The following is a 13,589-nucleotide window of genomic DNA, read 5'->3' on the forward strand; positions in this document are numbered from 1 at the left end:
ACTGTCACCCCTCTTTCATGGGGGCGCCCGGATCCTACCCCGGAGCGATAGGAAACCGTCCCCGAGGATGACATCGAGCAAGGTGTACGCCTGAGAGCCTTGGTTGGTGCTCGAACTACTTGGCGTAACCAAGCGATACGGCGACCGCGTCGCCGTCGATAACCTCTCCTTGTCCGTTTTGCCCGGCCAGATGTTCGGGTTCGTCGGGACGAACGGCGCTGGCAAGACGACCACGATGCGCATACTCATGGGTGTCCTGGCCCAGGACGCCGGTGCCGTCCACTGGCACGGTCGATCGGCTGATGCCGACGCCCGCCGGGGTTTCGGGTATATGCCCGAAGAACGCGGCCTCTACCCCAAGATGCGGATCCGGAACCAACTGATTTATCTGGCCCGGTTGCGCGGGACCCCGCCGACGGTGGCAGCCGCGTCGGTCGCCTCGCTGCTAGGCGAGTTCGGCCTGGCCGACCGAGCGAACGAACGCGTGGAGCAACTGTCCCTCGGCAACCAGCAGCGGGTGCAGCTGGCCGCCGCGCTGGTCCACGATCCGGAGCTGCTCGTGCTCGACGAGCCGTTCTCCGGCCTCGACCCGGTAGGAGTCGATGCCCTCGCCCACATTCTGAGCGAGCGGGTCCGGCGAGGTGTCGGCGTCCTCTTCTCCAGCCACCAGCTGGAGCTCGTGGAGCGGTTGTGCGATGCCGTCGGGATCATCCAGGCGGGGCGGATCGTCGCGTCCGGCCCGGTCGAGGACCTTCGCAACAAGGATCGTCCACGCCGTTACCGGGTGGTGGTCGGCGCACCGCCGGGGTGGAGCGCGGCAGTGCGGGGCGCCCAGGTCCTCACCGAGCGGCCTGCCGTTGGACCGACAAAGAGGGCGGCCACCGAGACGGTGGTCGAGCTCGCCGAGGGAACCGACGACCAACTCCTGCTCGACACTGCCCGTGCCGCTGGTGCGGTCCAGGAGTTCCGCTGGCTGACCCCCACGCTGGCGGAGCTCTTCCGGGAAGCCGTCTCCGAGGCTGACAGCGCCCTTCCGGGGAACGCCACAGGATCGCAGGACACGCAGAAGACGGAGGTCGTCGCATGAGCGCGAGGAGCCCCCACGTAGGTACGCCGAGGAACGAGGTGTGCCGAAGTGAGGCACCGCAGCGGCCATGCGAAAAGGGGAACAGCATGAGCGCGAGGAGCCCCCACGCAGGTACGCCGAGGAACGAGGTGTGCCGAAGTGAGGCACCGCAGCGGCCATGCGAAAGGAAACCAGCATGAGTGCGGCTCTGACCTTCCGGGAGGCGACGCGGACTGTTGCCCGGCGTGAGCTGTCCGAACGGCTGCGTGACCGGTCGTTCTGGTTCTCGACCGTGATCACACTGGTGATCCTGGGAGCCGTGCTGTTCATGCCGAAACTGTTCGGCAATGACGGTACGCACAAGGTGGCGATCGCCGACGGCATCTACAAGCTGTCGGCGGCGGTGAACGCCCAGGAGCAGCTGCTCGGCATCACCATCGAGCAGCACCACTACTCCTCCGAGGCGCGGGCCAAGGCGGCCGTCGAGGACGGCGACCTCGACGCCTACATCATGAAGGACAAGATCCTCGTCAAGGAGGACCTGGACGACACGCTCGCGGCCGCGCTGCAGGCGGCCCATCGCGACGTGACCGCCACGGCGCAGCTTCGCGCCAAGGGGCTCGACCTGGACGAAGCGCGGGCCGTCCAGTCCGTGCCTCCGCTCGCCGTCGACGCGCTCGACCCGCCGGACCCGAAGGCCGAGCAGCGGGGTCAGGTGGCCTTCATCGGCAGCATCGTCCTCTACGGCCAGATCATCGGCTACTGCATGTGGGTGGCGTTCGGAATCGTGGAGGAGAAGGCGAGCCGGGTGGTCGAGCTGATCCTCTCGGCGATCAACACCAAGGCCCTGCTGGCCGGGAAGATCCTCGGCATCGGGCTGCTCGGGTTCCTCCAGCTGACCCTGATCGCGGCCTTCGGCCTGTTGCTCGGCAACGCCACGGGGATGCTGGAGGTGACGCCTGACCTGTTGGTCCCGGTCGGGTTCGTCCTGTTGTGGTTCGTTCTCGGCTACGCCTTCTACAGTGCGGTGTTCGCGGCCAGCGCCGCGCGAGTGTCCCGTCAGGAGGAGCTGCAGAACGTCATCGGGCCGGCGAACATGCTGATCATGGTGTCGTTCTTCGCCACGTTCTACGTCAACTTCAACCCTGACGGGTTGGCGTCGCGACTGCTCGGCGTGATCCCACCTTTCTCCGCGCTGTGCGCGCCGGTACGCATGTCCCGCGGCTCGGCGCCCTGGTGGGAGACGGGACTCGCGTTGGGCCTGATGCTGGCGGCCATCGCTCTTCTCGTCGTCGCCGGCGCCCGGATCTACGAGGGGGCGATCCTGCGGATGGGCGCGAAGATCTCGCTCAAGGACGCCTGGCTCGGCGCGAGGCGGCGGCCGGAAACGGCCGAGGAGGCCTTGTCCGCCGGATGAGTCGCACGGCACATTGTGTGAGGGGCACCCTCATCCAAGGCATGCGCCTGGCGCGCGAAGCGCAGACCACAAGGAATGACCCGAGCGGTCAGGTGACCTGGACACGGACGGACCCCCGACAGGGCATGCCTGCCGGGGGTCCGTCCGTGTTGCTCCGCCGCTCCACTGACCGCGTGGGGTCGGCCGAACTCTCGCTCAGCCGGCGGGTTCGAGCTTCCCGGTCAGCATGAGCAGGACCGTGAAGTTGTCGGCGTACGGCGAGTTGAGCAGGATCGGGTCATCGTCCGGCGGCCAGGCCTTCACCCGATCCCCTTCCAGCGCGGCGTTGTTTCCGTACCGCTCGAAGATCGGGATGATCGGCAACAGCTCGTTGAACGCGATCGCCGCGGTGGCGACGTTCTTCTTCTGCGCCGCTTCGTCGAGACCCTGGCCCGCCTCGGTGACGGTCTTCTCCAGGTCGACCTTGCCGAACGCCTCGGTGGTCTGGTTCAGCTCGAACGCGCTGCCCTTCCCGCCCTGGTTGGCCGCAATCGGGATGTTGTGGGTGAAGAAGTCCGCGACGAACGCGAAGTGCGGATGCGGGTTGCCCGCGCCCCACCCCTGGATCGCGAACTCGAACGCGCCCTTGTCGACATCGATCGGCTGCTGGGTGTGCGTGACGCCACGACCCTTCACCTGGATGCCGAACGACGAGAGCTGCTTGGCGAGCTCCGCACCCGCGGCAGACCAGTCCGCGAACTCGGCCGGGAAAGTCAGCTCGTAGCTTGCCGGCTTGCCGTCGGGCTTCAGCCAGTTGTTGCCCTGCTTCTTCCAGCCTGCCTCGGTGAGCAGGGAAGCCGCCTTGTCCTGGTCGAACTCGTACGGGTTGAGCTGGTCCTGCTCCTCCTGGCTCAGCCAGTCCGGCACCTGGATGTCGGAGAACCCCGCCATGTACTTGACGCCCTTGCCGGACTCGGCGAGCGAGACCGTGCCGTTCTGGTCGCGGTTGATGGCGTGCGCGAGCGCCTGCCGGACCTTGACGTCCTTGAATTCCTTGAGCTTGTCGAGGTTGATGAAGAGCGCGGGACCGGAGTAGACCGGTGGCCGGAGCACCCGGATGTCCTTGTTGATGAACTCCTTCTCCGTTGCCACCGGGAACCCGTGGGTCGCGTAGTCGACCTTCTTGCTCAGCACTAGCGGGGTGATCGTCGGGGTCTCGCCGTTGAAGAGGGTGACAACGTCGAACTTCACCGTGTCGGCCAGGTAACCCTTGTCATTCTTGACGAGCGTCAGCTGGGCGTTGGTGATGCTGTTGGTGTCGAAGGTGAACGGGCCGCTGGCGAGGAACTTGCCCGCCTCCGGCCGGAACGCCTGCAGGTCCTTGTTGAGCGTGCCGCCCTCGGGACTGTCGAGGTCCTTGCCGCCGTCGAACAGCTCCTGGGCACGGGTGGCGAACTCGCCGTAGACCGCGTCAGCGAAGATCGCCTGCCGAAGGACGTAACGTTCGAGCACCGTCGACGGGTTGTTCATCGTGAAGACGACCGTCTGGTCATCGGTCGCCTCGACCTTGGAGACGTAGTTCCAGACGACGTTACGCATGACCCGCAGACACCAGAAGGTCGTAACGACGTCCTTGCTGGTGATGGGCTTGCCGTCACTCCAGGTGAGCCCGGACCGCACGGTGTAGGTGAAGGTCTTGGCAGCGTCGTCGATGGCGAAGTTCTCGGCGAGCAGCAGCTCCCACTTCTTGTCCGCCCAGTAGTACATCCCACCGGGCAGGACCACCAGGTCCTGATAGGCACCACCGGCGATGATGCCGTCGGTGACACCGCTCATCAGGTTGAAGTGACCCTTCGGCGGCACTTGGTACGGCCACGCACCGGCGAACTCGGCACTGCCGCCTCCACCGCCACCGCCGCCGCCGGTGCCTGTCCCGCCCCCGCCGCCGCCACACGCGGCGAGGAGGGCCGCCCCCGCGGCACCGAAACCGAAGATCTCGAGCACGTGTCGACGGGACAACTCCCGCTCGACCGGGCCAGGTGTTGCATTCATTGGGTTCCTCCCCATCAAAGGGTTGTGCCGCATAAGGAGGTGATTCCTCAGCGATTCTTCATTCGTACGAGAACAGCGACCGCCCCAGCGAAGAACACGCTGAGACACAGCATGAACACGGTGATCACGAACTCGGCTGTCCCGGGTTGGACGACGAGCAGCAGGAACCCTGCGCACACGGCAAGGAAAGCCGCCCATCGAAATGCCGCCATTCCGGCTCCGGGACCGATCATGCCGCCGGAACTCCTTTGTCCTGGCCGGCTCGGCTGGCCGCGAGGCGGGCGGCGCGCTTGCGCCGCGCCAGGTCGGGGTCCGGTTCTGGGATAGCCTCCAGAAGTGCTTGGGTGTAGGGATCCTGCGGGTCCGCGATGACGTCGAGGGTCGGGCCGAACTCCACGATCCGGCCCACGTGCATGACGGCGATGTTGCCCTCACGTCCGAAGTACTTCGCCATCGCGAGGTCATGGGTGATGTAGAGGAAGCCGACCCCGAGTTCCTTGCGCAGCTTGGTCAGCATGCCGAGCAGGCCGATCCGGATCGACACGTCCAGCATCGAGGTGGCCTCGTCGGCGATGATCAGCCGCGGGTCGAGCGTGAGCGCCCTTGCCACCGCCACCCGCTGCCGCTGGCCGCCTGACATCTGGTGCGGGAACTTCGTCAGGAACGTCTCCGGAGGTGTGAGACCCACCTGGGTCAGGAGGTCCGACACCCGGCTGCGGGCCTCCGACCTGCTGCGCACCAGGCGGTGCCGGAACAGCGGCGCGGACAGGGTGGCCATGACGTCCTGGATCGGGTTGAGCGAGGCGTACGGATCCTGATGGACGTACTGAACGGCTCGTCGGAAGCTCTTGAACCGCTGCTTGTGCCCGTGGCCCTTGGCGTAGATGTCTCCCTTGTCGAACCGCACGGCACCCTCGGTGGGCTTGAGCAGACCGGACGCGATCTTGGCCGCGGTGCTCTTGCCCGAGCCGCTCTGGCCGACGAGACAGAGCACCTCGCCCTCGGCGAGCTTGAGGGACACATCATCCACGGCACGGACCTCGCCGCGACGGGTCTTGAACACGTGGGTGAGAGAGTCGAGTTCCAGTAGCTCACTCATCGGCCGGACCTCCGTTCGCGGGCGACTCCTGGCCGGTGGCACCGACGGGTGACTCGACGACGGTCGAACCGTCGGCAACCGTGGGCACGGCGTTGATGAGGCTCGTGGTGTAAGGGTGTTGCGGGCGATAGAAGATGTCCCTGACATCGCCCATCTCGACGATCTCGCCGTCGTACATCGTCGCGACCCGCGTCGCGAGCTCGGCCGCCACGGCGAGGTCGTGCGACACGAAGATCATCGCGAAGTCGAGCTTGTCATGCAGGTCGTGGATGAGGTCGACGATCGCCCGCTGGGTCAGGATGTCGAGTGCGGTCGTCGGCTCGTCGAGGATCAGCATCTGCGGGCGCAACAGCATGCTCATCGCGATCAGGACCCGCTGGCGCATCCCGCCGGACAGCTCGTGGGGGTAGGACCTGAGTACCCGGTCGGGTTCGAGGTCGACCTCCTTCAGCACCTCGACACCGCGGTCATGGGCGTCGTGGCGGGACATCGACGTGTCATGTGCCCGGATGGTGTCATAGATCTGGTCCCAGACCCGCAGGACGGGGTTGAAGGAGTTCATCGCGCCCTGGAAGACCATGGCGCACTCGCTCCACCGGAACTGACGCAGCTGCTCGTGGTTCAGGCTCAGGAGATCGACGACCGACCCGTCCCTGCGTCGATAGGTGACCGATCCGCTCGGTATCGAGCCGAGTCTGGGCAGGAGACGCAGAATCGCAAGCCCGAGCGTGGTCTTGCCGCACCCACTCTCGCCGATCAGCGCGATGCTCTCGCCCGGGTAGAGGTCGAAACTCACGCTGTTGACCGCACGCTGTGCGGGATCGTCGACACCCTGGCCGGTTTTGTACTCCACCGAGAGATCCCGCACGGACAGGATCGGCTCACCTGTCGCGGCGACGCCGGACGCCGATCCGGTCACCGTGGGACTCTCCTGCTCGCGATCCACTTGCGTACGTCCTCCTAGTTGTGCCGCAGCCGCGGGTTGAGGATCTCCTCGAACGAGCGGGCCATCGTCACGAGCGCGAGCTGGAGGATGCAGATCGCGAGCACCGGGCCCATGATGTAGAAGAAGCTGCCCTCGAAGAAGATCGCCCCCCGCGTCCACGCGAAGTTGATCATGATGCCCCAGTTGTCGCCCTCCATCGGCGCGAGGCCCAACAGATAAAGGCCGGCCAGCGCGTAGATGGCGTTCGTCATGCCGATGACGAAGTTCATCAGGATGAAGCTCGCCATGTTGGGCAGGATCTCGCGGATGACGATCCGGACGGTGCCGAGGTCGAGCAGCTTGGCCGCCTCGATGTACTCGCGTTCCTTCAACGAGAACACCTGCGCACGCACGGCGCGTAAGAGCCCCGGCCACCCCAGGATGCCGAGGATCACCGCCAGTGCCCAGGAGCTTCCGACCCGGTAGAACGCGGCGAGCACCGCCAGCAGGATGATGCCCGGAACGGTCAGGACGATGTCGGTGGCGGTGACGATGATGGAGTCGACCCGGCCACCGACGTACGCCGCGAGTGCCCCGAAGAGGACGGCGATGACGGTGGAGACGAGTGCCGCCATGAAGCCGACGAAGATGACCGTTCGCCCACCGTTGATGAGCTGCATCAGCACGTCGCGTCCCTCGGAGTCGAAGCCCAGGGGATGCGCGAGCGTCGGTGCGGCGTAGATCCTCGCGACGTCGGTCGGCAGGTCGTCGGGGGTGAACAGCGGACCGATCAGGCAGATGAGCACCATGCCCGCGAAGACGAGAAACCCGATGAAGCCAGTGCGACTGCGCATCAGCGCACGGACGAACGCCCTGAAGACACCGACGTCCTTCTCGTCCGGTGGTGGCGGAGCGTGGAAGTCCGTGGCGCTCGGCTCGAGAATCTGGGCCACGTTTCAGTTCCCTCCGCTCGCGATCCGGATCCGCGGATCGATCCGGCTGTAGAGAAGGTCGGCGACCAGGTTGGCGATCACGACGGAGATGGTGACGACCAGCAGAATCCCTTGGAGGACGGGATAGTCACGCCGGTTGACCGCCTCGAACAGCAGGAAGCCGATGCCTTGGTACTGCGTCACCTGCTCGACCAGGATCGAGCCGCCGACGACGAATCCCAAGGACAACGCGAAGCTGGTGAAGAGCGGCAGCATCGCGTTGCGCCCGACGTACTGGAACTGGATCCGCCGGTCGGTGAGCCCACGGGCTCGTGCGACGGTGACGTAGTCCTCGCCGAGCGTCTCGACGGTGGAGGACTTCATCACCAGCATCCAACCGCCGAGCGAGGTCAGCACATAGACCAGCATCGGTAACGCCGCATGGTAGAGCGCGTCCGCGATGAAGGCCGCACTGAACTCCGGAACCACGCCGGGTGAGTAGGCACCGCGCATGTCGGCGATCGGCAGCCACTCCAGCTGTACGCCGAAGAAGACGACGATCATCATCGCGAGCAGGAAGTTGGGGACCGAGTGGGTCACCGAGCCGGCGAAGGTCATCAGATGGTCGAAGATGCCGCCGCGCCGGTAGGCCATCATCATGCCGATCCCGATGCCGAGGATGAAGCTGACGACAAGGGCGATTCCGACGCTGAAGAGTGTCCAGGGAAGGTACGCACCGATCTGGCCGAGCACGGACGAGCCGGGTGAGAGCAGCGACTCGCCGAAGTCACCCCTCACGATGCCGGCGAGATAGTCGAGGTACTGCAGGAGAACCGGCTCGTTGGGATCGAACGAGAACAGTCCCGCGGCCTGGTTGGCGGCGTCCTGGTAGCTCATGCCGTACTGCGCGATCTGCTGGTTGATGTAGACGTCAACCGGGTTGCCAGGAAGGAGTCGCACGAGGAAGAACGTCGCCGTCGCGACGACGTAGATCGTGAACAGTGCCTTGACTATCCGACCGACCACATATCGCGCCGCGGACCTTCGTCCGGACTGTCGCGGAGTCTTGCTCTGCTCGACCGCGTGCTCCGTCTGGTCGGTCGCCGACACTTTCACCTCCCGGTCGTACGGCGCTTGCTGCCTCGGCAGCGCCGCCTGCTTTCCTACAACAACAGCCTTCGATAACTACACAGCGCAGTCGAACGGGAACTCTCCATGCAGGCTTGGGACATCAGGTCACAGGGACTCCGCCTCGCAGGTCCGCGAGACGGAGTTTGACTGCCCGGAAGCTATACCTTCGACCCGGCTGAACGGAACCACATCCAGCAAGATGTAACCCGATTTTGTTGCTGAAATGTGCGCAGTCCTCGTTGGATGCAACCCGTTTCGCGCAATGAAAGACCTGAATTGGCAGCCATGTCACGAATGCCCGGTTCTGGCCGACCGGCTCAGACCAGGTCTGGTCGGGCCCATGGCTCGTCGTGGACGTGCCAGGCGAGGAACGCGTGCACCGTGTCGTACCACACCTTCGCGTGCTGCGGGCTGAGCACCCAGTGGTTCTCGTCAGGGAAGTACAGGAAGCGGTGCGGGAAGTCGTCCGGCTCCCCCTCGTGGCGGTACGACAGCTCCCACCACAGCCGCAACGCCTCGCCGATCGGAACGCGGTAGTCACGGTCGCCGTGGACGACCAGCATCGGCGTGCGGATCCGGTCGGCGAACATGTGCGGTGAGTTGGCGAGAGCGCGCTCCGGTGTGAGCTCGCGGTACCAGTACGCCGCGACGTCGGTCGTCGGCCCGAACTGGTCCAGGGCCCACAGGCTCGCGTGCGTCACGATCGCCTTGAACCGGTCGGTGTGCCCGGCGACCCAGTTGGCCATGTAGCCGCCGAACGACCCGCCCATCGCGGCCGTCGTCTGCTCGTCGATGTCGTCGCGGGCGCAGGCAGCGTCGGTGATGCTCATCAGGTCGGTGAAGGGCTCAGCACCCCAACGTCCCCAACCCCGCTTGACGAACTCGCGGCCGTAGCCGGTGGAGAGTGCGGGGTCGGGCAACAGCACGGCGTAGCCGCGAGCGGCCATCAGCCAGGGGTTCCACCGCCAGCTCCAGGTGTTCCACGAGCCGAGCGGGCCACCGTGGATCCACAACAGCAGCGGAGCGGGTGTGTCGCTCGACGCGCCGGAGGGCAGGACCAGCCAGGCCCGCAGCGGTGTGCCGTCGGCCGCCTCCGTTCTCACCTGGCTGACGTGACCGGGAACGGCCGGCGCCTCGTCCGGTCCGCGCAGGAATGTCGGAGTCTGGTCCTCACGGTCCACGGCCAGCCGGACGGGCGCGAGCGGCGCGTCGATGGACGTACGCAGGGCGTAGAGCGACCGGGCATCCGGCGCCGGTGACAGGTTGGTGTAGGCCGCGTCGGCGGCCAACCGGCGGATGTCACCGGTATCGACCTCGAGCGCGAACACCGGCGCTCGGCCGAGTTCGTCGGCGACGAAGTAGAGCACGCTCCCGTCAGGCGACCACCGCGGCCCGGTCGGCCACAGGTCCAGCTCCGGGGTGAGGTCGCGGCCCGGTCCGCCGGTGAGCGGCACGAGCCACAGGGTCTTGTCCGCCGGCGCTTCCGTCGTGCTGCGAAGGTGGCGTACGCATGCCACCCACTGGCCGTCGGGCGAGATCTGCGGCTCCCCGTATTCGTAGGCCTGGTCGCCGCCGAGCACCCGGCGCTCGCCCGTCGCCGTGTCGACCGCCACGAGCTCGGCGCGTACGTCACCGCGTGGGAGGCGAACGCCCCACGTCGTCACCAGGGTGTTGCCGTCGGGACTGACGTCGTAACTGGCCTCGTCGAGGGCACGGCCCGGCTCAGGGGTCAGGTCACGGAGGTCGACGGGTTCGTCCTCCTCCGCGTCGCCCGCGAGCGGCCGCTCCGCGGCGAACAGGCGCACCTCGTCGGGACCGAGGTCGTGGTCCCAGTGCCGAATCGGGTAACCCTCGTGCAGGATCGCCGCAACCGCGTGGTCCCTGCGGTCCTTCCGGCGTTCGGCGTCGTCGTCAGGCGTCTTCGCTCCCGGCAGCGCGGAGGCAGACACGATCAGGGTGCCGGCGGCGCGCGCGACCGCTACGCCGGCGATCCCGCCTGGCCTTGTCGCCACCGCACGCGCCTCGCCGCCGGCGGCGGGGAGCAGCCACAGGGCAGGCTTCTCGTCGTCGGACTCCTTGGATCCTTCGGATTCGGCGTGTGGTCGCTTGGACACGAACAGCAGTGACCCGTCGGGGAGGAACGCCGGGCTGGTCTCGCCACTGGCGCCACGCGTCAGGCGCCGGGCAGGCCTATCCCCGTAGGGGTCGATCCGCCACAGCGCGCTGAGGTAGCTCTTCCTGTCCGGGGCGAGCTGCTGGACGGCCGCCACCAGCTGGCCCCCGTCGGGAGCCAGCCACATGCCCGTCAGCCGCCGCAGCGCGACATAGTGGTCGAGGTCGTGGAACGGTGTCGCCGGATCGGCCACCGGATCCTGCCCGGCTTCCGCGCCTGGTCCGGGCGTCGTCTCCGCAGTCATGATCCAGAGCCTAATGTCCTGGATCGGAAGTTTCTTCCCGGCGGCTCGACGCTCTGGCGCATCCGGTCGCCACCGAGGACACCTCAGGCCAGCTCGGCGTTGACGGCCGCCCATGCCGCGATCTGTGCGCGGCAGTTGAACCCGAACTTGGTGAGGATGTTCTCGATGTGTGCCTCCGCCGTCCGGCGGGAGATGACCAGCCGGGAGGCGATCTCCTTGTTCGTCATCCCCTCCGCGACGAGTGCGGCCACCTCGCGTTCGCGTCTGGTCAGGGCTGCCGGGGCCGCGGGCCTCCGGGAAGCCGGAATTCGTACGGCTGTCGTGCCCCGCCCGGTCGACGGCACAGCGACGGTAGCGCTGCCCGCCACCGCCTGGAGATCCGCCTCGTCACTCAGCGCGAACGCGATCAGCTCCTGTTGCGGGACTGTGGCACCGATCCGCTCGGCCGCCGCGAACGCGTCCTCACCCAGGGCGACCTGGCTGCGCTGCCGGGCCTCCGCACTCCACTCGAGCAGGGTGGTGAAGCCGAAGAGCGGACGGCCGATCAGGTCCCACATCCTGCGTACGGCACCGAGGAGCACCGCGGCTCGGTGCGGGCGGGAGTCGGACGCGGCGACCCATGCCAGGACCTCGAGACAGAAGGGGATGCCGAACTGGTCGTCCAGCGCCGCCTTCTTCCGCAATGCGTCGCCGGCGTACTTCGCGGCCTCCCGCACGTTCCCCGCTGCCCACCAGGTGACGCTGAGGTTCCACTCCGTGCACGAGAGCGTCCAGCGTTCGTTCAGAGACACGCAGAGTTCCAGACCGTCGGTGAGCCGGGCGACAGCACGGTCGACATCGCCGCGAAGGAAGTCGGTTCTGGCGTGTTGACCGAAGATCAGCAGTCCCGGCGCCGTCCAGGCGTTCGCCTGCCGATGCCGAGACAACGCGTCGTCGAGCAACGGCATCGCGTGCTCGAGGTCGTTGACGAAGGTCTCCGCTTCACCGAGGAACTGGGTCGCATACGTCAGGTCGGTCTCGTCGCCGAGCTGCCTGGCGAGGCCCTGACACTCACGGAGCAGGCGCCGGCTCGCCGTGTTGTCACCCTGCAGACTGGCGATCCAACCGGCCATCCACAGCGCGCGGGCGCGTTCACCACTCGGCGCGGTGTCGAGGGCGAGCGCGCGGTCCAACCAGAGCCGACCATCGCGGACGACACCACACGCGACCCAGTAGAACCACAGCGCCGACGCCATCCGCAGCCCGGTCCGTGCCTCCCCTGGTTCGGTGAGGCAATAGTCGAGCGCGGCCCAGATGTTCGATCGCTCGTCCCGTAGCCGCGCCATCCACTCGGCCTGGCGTGGGCCGCACGAGTCGGCGTCGGACTGCTCGGCGATCCGCAGGTAGTAGTCGCGATGCCCGCGCCGGACGGTGGCCTCCTCGCCGCCGGCGACGAGCTGCTCCTGACCGTAGTGCCGGATCGTCTCCAGCATCCGGTATCTCGCCGCCCGCCCGGTGTGGTCGCAGCTGAGGATGGACTTGTCCACGAGTCCCGTCACGCCGGCGAAGACGTCCGCCTGGGAGAGGCCCTCGCCTGCGCAGACGCTCTCCACCGCGTCAAGGTCGAACCCGCCGGCGAACACCGAGCACCGTGCCCACAGCAACCGCTCGGTTTCGGTGCAGAGGTCGAAGCTCCACTCCACCGCCGCACGCAACGACCTGTGCCGGCCCTGCGCGTCATGCTGGCCGTCGGTCAGCAGCCGGAAGCGATCCTCCAACCGCGCGAGGATCTGCTCCGCCGACAACATCCGCATCCGGACCGCCGCGAGTTCGATGGCGAGAGGTACGCCGTCCAGACGCTGGCAGAGCCGGGCGACGGTCGCCTCGTTGTCGCCGTTGACGCAGAAGCCGGGCGACACGGCCGCGGCTCGGTCCTCGAAGAGCATCAGCGCCTCGTGCCGGCGGGCCGGTAACCGACCGGTCGCCTCCCCCGCGAGCCGAGAAACGCCCATGGTCCCCGCAGCGGTCTCGGTAGGAAATGCCAAAGGAGGGACGCGCCAACTGTGTTCACCGGAAATACCGAGTGATTCCCGACTGGTCGCCAGTATCCGTACCTTTGGTGCCGCCGACAAAAGGCGGGTCACGAGTTCGCCGCATCCGTCGAGAACATGTTCGCAGTTGTCCAGAATGAGCAACATTCGCTTGTCTGCGAGATAGCGCAACAATACCGACTCGATATTGCGGACCGACCGGTCGCGGACATCCAGTGCGGCCGCGACCGCCTGTCCGACGAGCAGCGGATCTCTGAGTTTCGCGAGCTCGATCAGACACGCACCGTCAGGGAAGGCTCGGCGGAGCTCACGACCGACCTGCATGGCCAACCGGGACTTGCCGACCCCTCCAAACCCGGTCAACGTCACCAGTCGCGCCGCTGACAAGAGGCGCTTGACGTCCGCCACCGCCTGGCGGCGACCGACGAATGTCGTCACCTCACAGGGAAGAGCACCGTGCCCTGAGGGAAATGTCTGCATCGCGTGTCTACTCAGCAGTGTCCGTGGTCACCCAAAGAAGGGAGCCGGGCATTTCCGCGGT

10 protein-coding genes are annotated in these 13,589 nt (G+C 66.8%); 2 read left to right on the plus strand and 8 right to left on the minus strand.

Features of this window, described 5'->3' with window-relative positions:
* Positions 1-106 precede the first annotated feature (106 nt).
* Positions 107-1,087: an ABC transporter ATP-binding protein gene (locus ABN028_RS16965; protein ID WP_349330738.1), complete on the plus strand. Its 981-nt coding sequence runs from the start codon at positions 107-109 to the stop codon at positions 1,085-1,087.
* A 175-nt stretch (positions 1,088-1,262) separates the two neighbouring features.
* The gene (locus ABN028_RS16970; protein WP_349330739.1) at positions 1,263-2,483 is read left to right on the plus strand and encodes an ABC transporter permease; all 1,221 of its coding nucleotides are present in this window, start codon (positions 1,263-1,265) and stop codon (positions 2,481-2,483) included.
* 195 nt (positions 2,484-2,678) lie between these two features.
* Here the strand turns inward: ABN028_RS16970 and ABN028_RS16975 are convergent, their stop codons facing one another.
* The 8 genes from ABN028_RS16975 to ABN028_RS17010 form a co-directional block, all read right to left on the minus strand.
* Positions 2,679-4,514, minus strand: coding sequence for an ABC transporter substrate-binding protein (locus ABN028_RS16975; protein WP_349697236.1), 1,836 nt, complete (start codon positions 4,512-4,514; stop codon positions 2,679-2,681).
* Positions 4,515-4,561: 47 nt separating this feature from the next.
* Entirely contained in the window at positions 4,562-4,747 is a 186-nt protein-coding gene (locus ABN028_RS16980) for a hypothetical protein (RefSeq protein ID WP_349330741.1), read from the minus strand.
* A complete protein-coding gene (locus tag ABN028_RS16985) occupies positions 4,744-5,613 on the minus strand; it encodes an ABC transporter ATP-binding protein (protein ID WP_349330742.1) in 870 nt (289 codons plus the stop codon). The genes ABN028_RS16980 and ABN028_RS16985 overlap by 4 nt, the downstream gene beginning before the upstream one ends.
* A complete protein-coding gene (locus ABN028_RS16990; RefSeq protein WP_349330743.1) occupies positions 5,606-6,559 on the minus strand; it encodes an ABC transporter ATP-binding protein in 954 nt (317 codons plus the stop codon). The genes ABN028_RS16985 and ABN028_RS16990 overlap by 8 nt, the downstream gene beginning before the upstream one ends.
* A gap of 14 nt (positions 6,560-6,573) precedes the next feature.
* Positions 6,574-7,491 carry an ABC transporter permease gene (locus ABN028_RS16995; RefSeq protein WP_349330744.1) on the minus strand — a complete coding sequence of 306 codons (918 nt, stop codon included), beginning with the start codon at positions 7,489-7,491 and terminating at the stop codon, positions 6,574-6,576.
* A 3-nt stretch (positions 7,492-7,494) separates the two neighbouring features.
* Positions 7,495-8,580, minus strand: coding sequence for an ABC transporter permease (locus ABN028_RS17000; protein ID WP_349330745.1), 1,086 nt, complete (start codon positions 8,578-8,580; stop codon positions 7,495-7,497).
* Between the two features lie 338 nt (positions 8,581-8,918).
* A complete protein-coding gene (locus tag ABN028_RS17005; RefSeq protein WP_349697237.1) occupies positions 8,919-11,018 on the minus strand; it encodes a S9 family peptidase in 2,100 nt (699 codons plus the stop codon).
* Positions 11,019-11,101: 83 nt separating this feature from the next.
* Entirely contained in the window at positions 11,102-13,486 is a 2,385-nt protein-coding gene (locus tag ABN028_RS17010) for a LuxR C-terminal-related transcriptional regulator (RefSeq protein ID WP_349697238.1), read from the minus strand.
* Positions 13,487-13,589 lie beyond the last annotated feature (103 nt).

It is taken from the genome of Actinopolymorpha sp. B17G11, from assembly GCF_040196095.1.
In the GTDB taxonomy this organism is placed as follows: domain Bacteria; phylum Actinomycetota; class Actinomycetes; order Propionibacteriales; family Actinopolymorphaceae; genus Thermasporomyces.

Bases quoted from the DNA above. Each gene is read 5' to 3' on its own strand.
- ABN028_RS16975 (WP_349697236.1), bottom strand. From the start codon at position 4,514: ATGAATGCAACACCTGGCCCGGTCGAGCGGGAGTTGTCCCGTCGACAC.
- ABN028_RS17005 (WP_349697237.1), bottom strand. From the start codon at position 11,018: ATGACTGCGGAGACGACGCCCGGACCAGGCGCGGAAGCCGGGCAGGAT.
- ABN028_RS16980 (WP_349330741.1), bottom strand. From the start codon at position 4,747: ATGATCGGTCCCGGAGCCGGAATGGCGGCATTTCGATGGGCGGCTTTC.
- ABN028_RS16970 (WP_349330739.1), top strand. From the start codon at position 1,263: ATGAGTGCGGCTCTGACCTTCCGGGAGGCGACGCGGACTGTTGCCCGG.
- ABN028_RS16985 (WP_349330742.1), bottom strand. From the start codon at position 5,613: ATGAGTGAGCTACTGGAACTCGACTCTCTCACCCACGTGTTCAAGACC.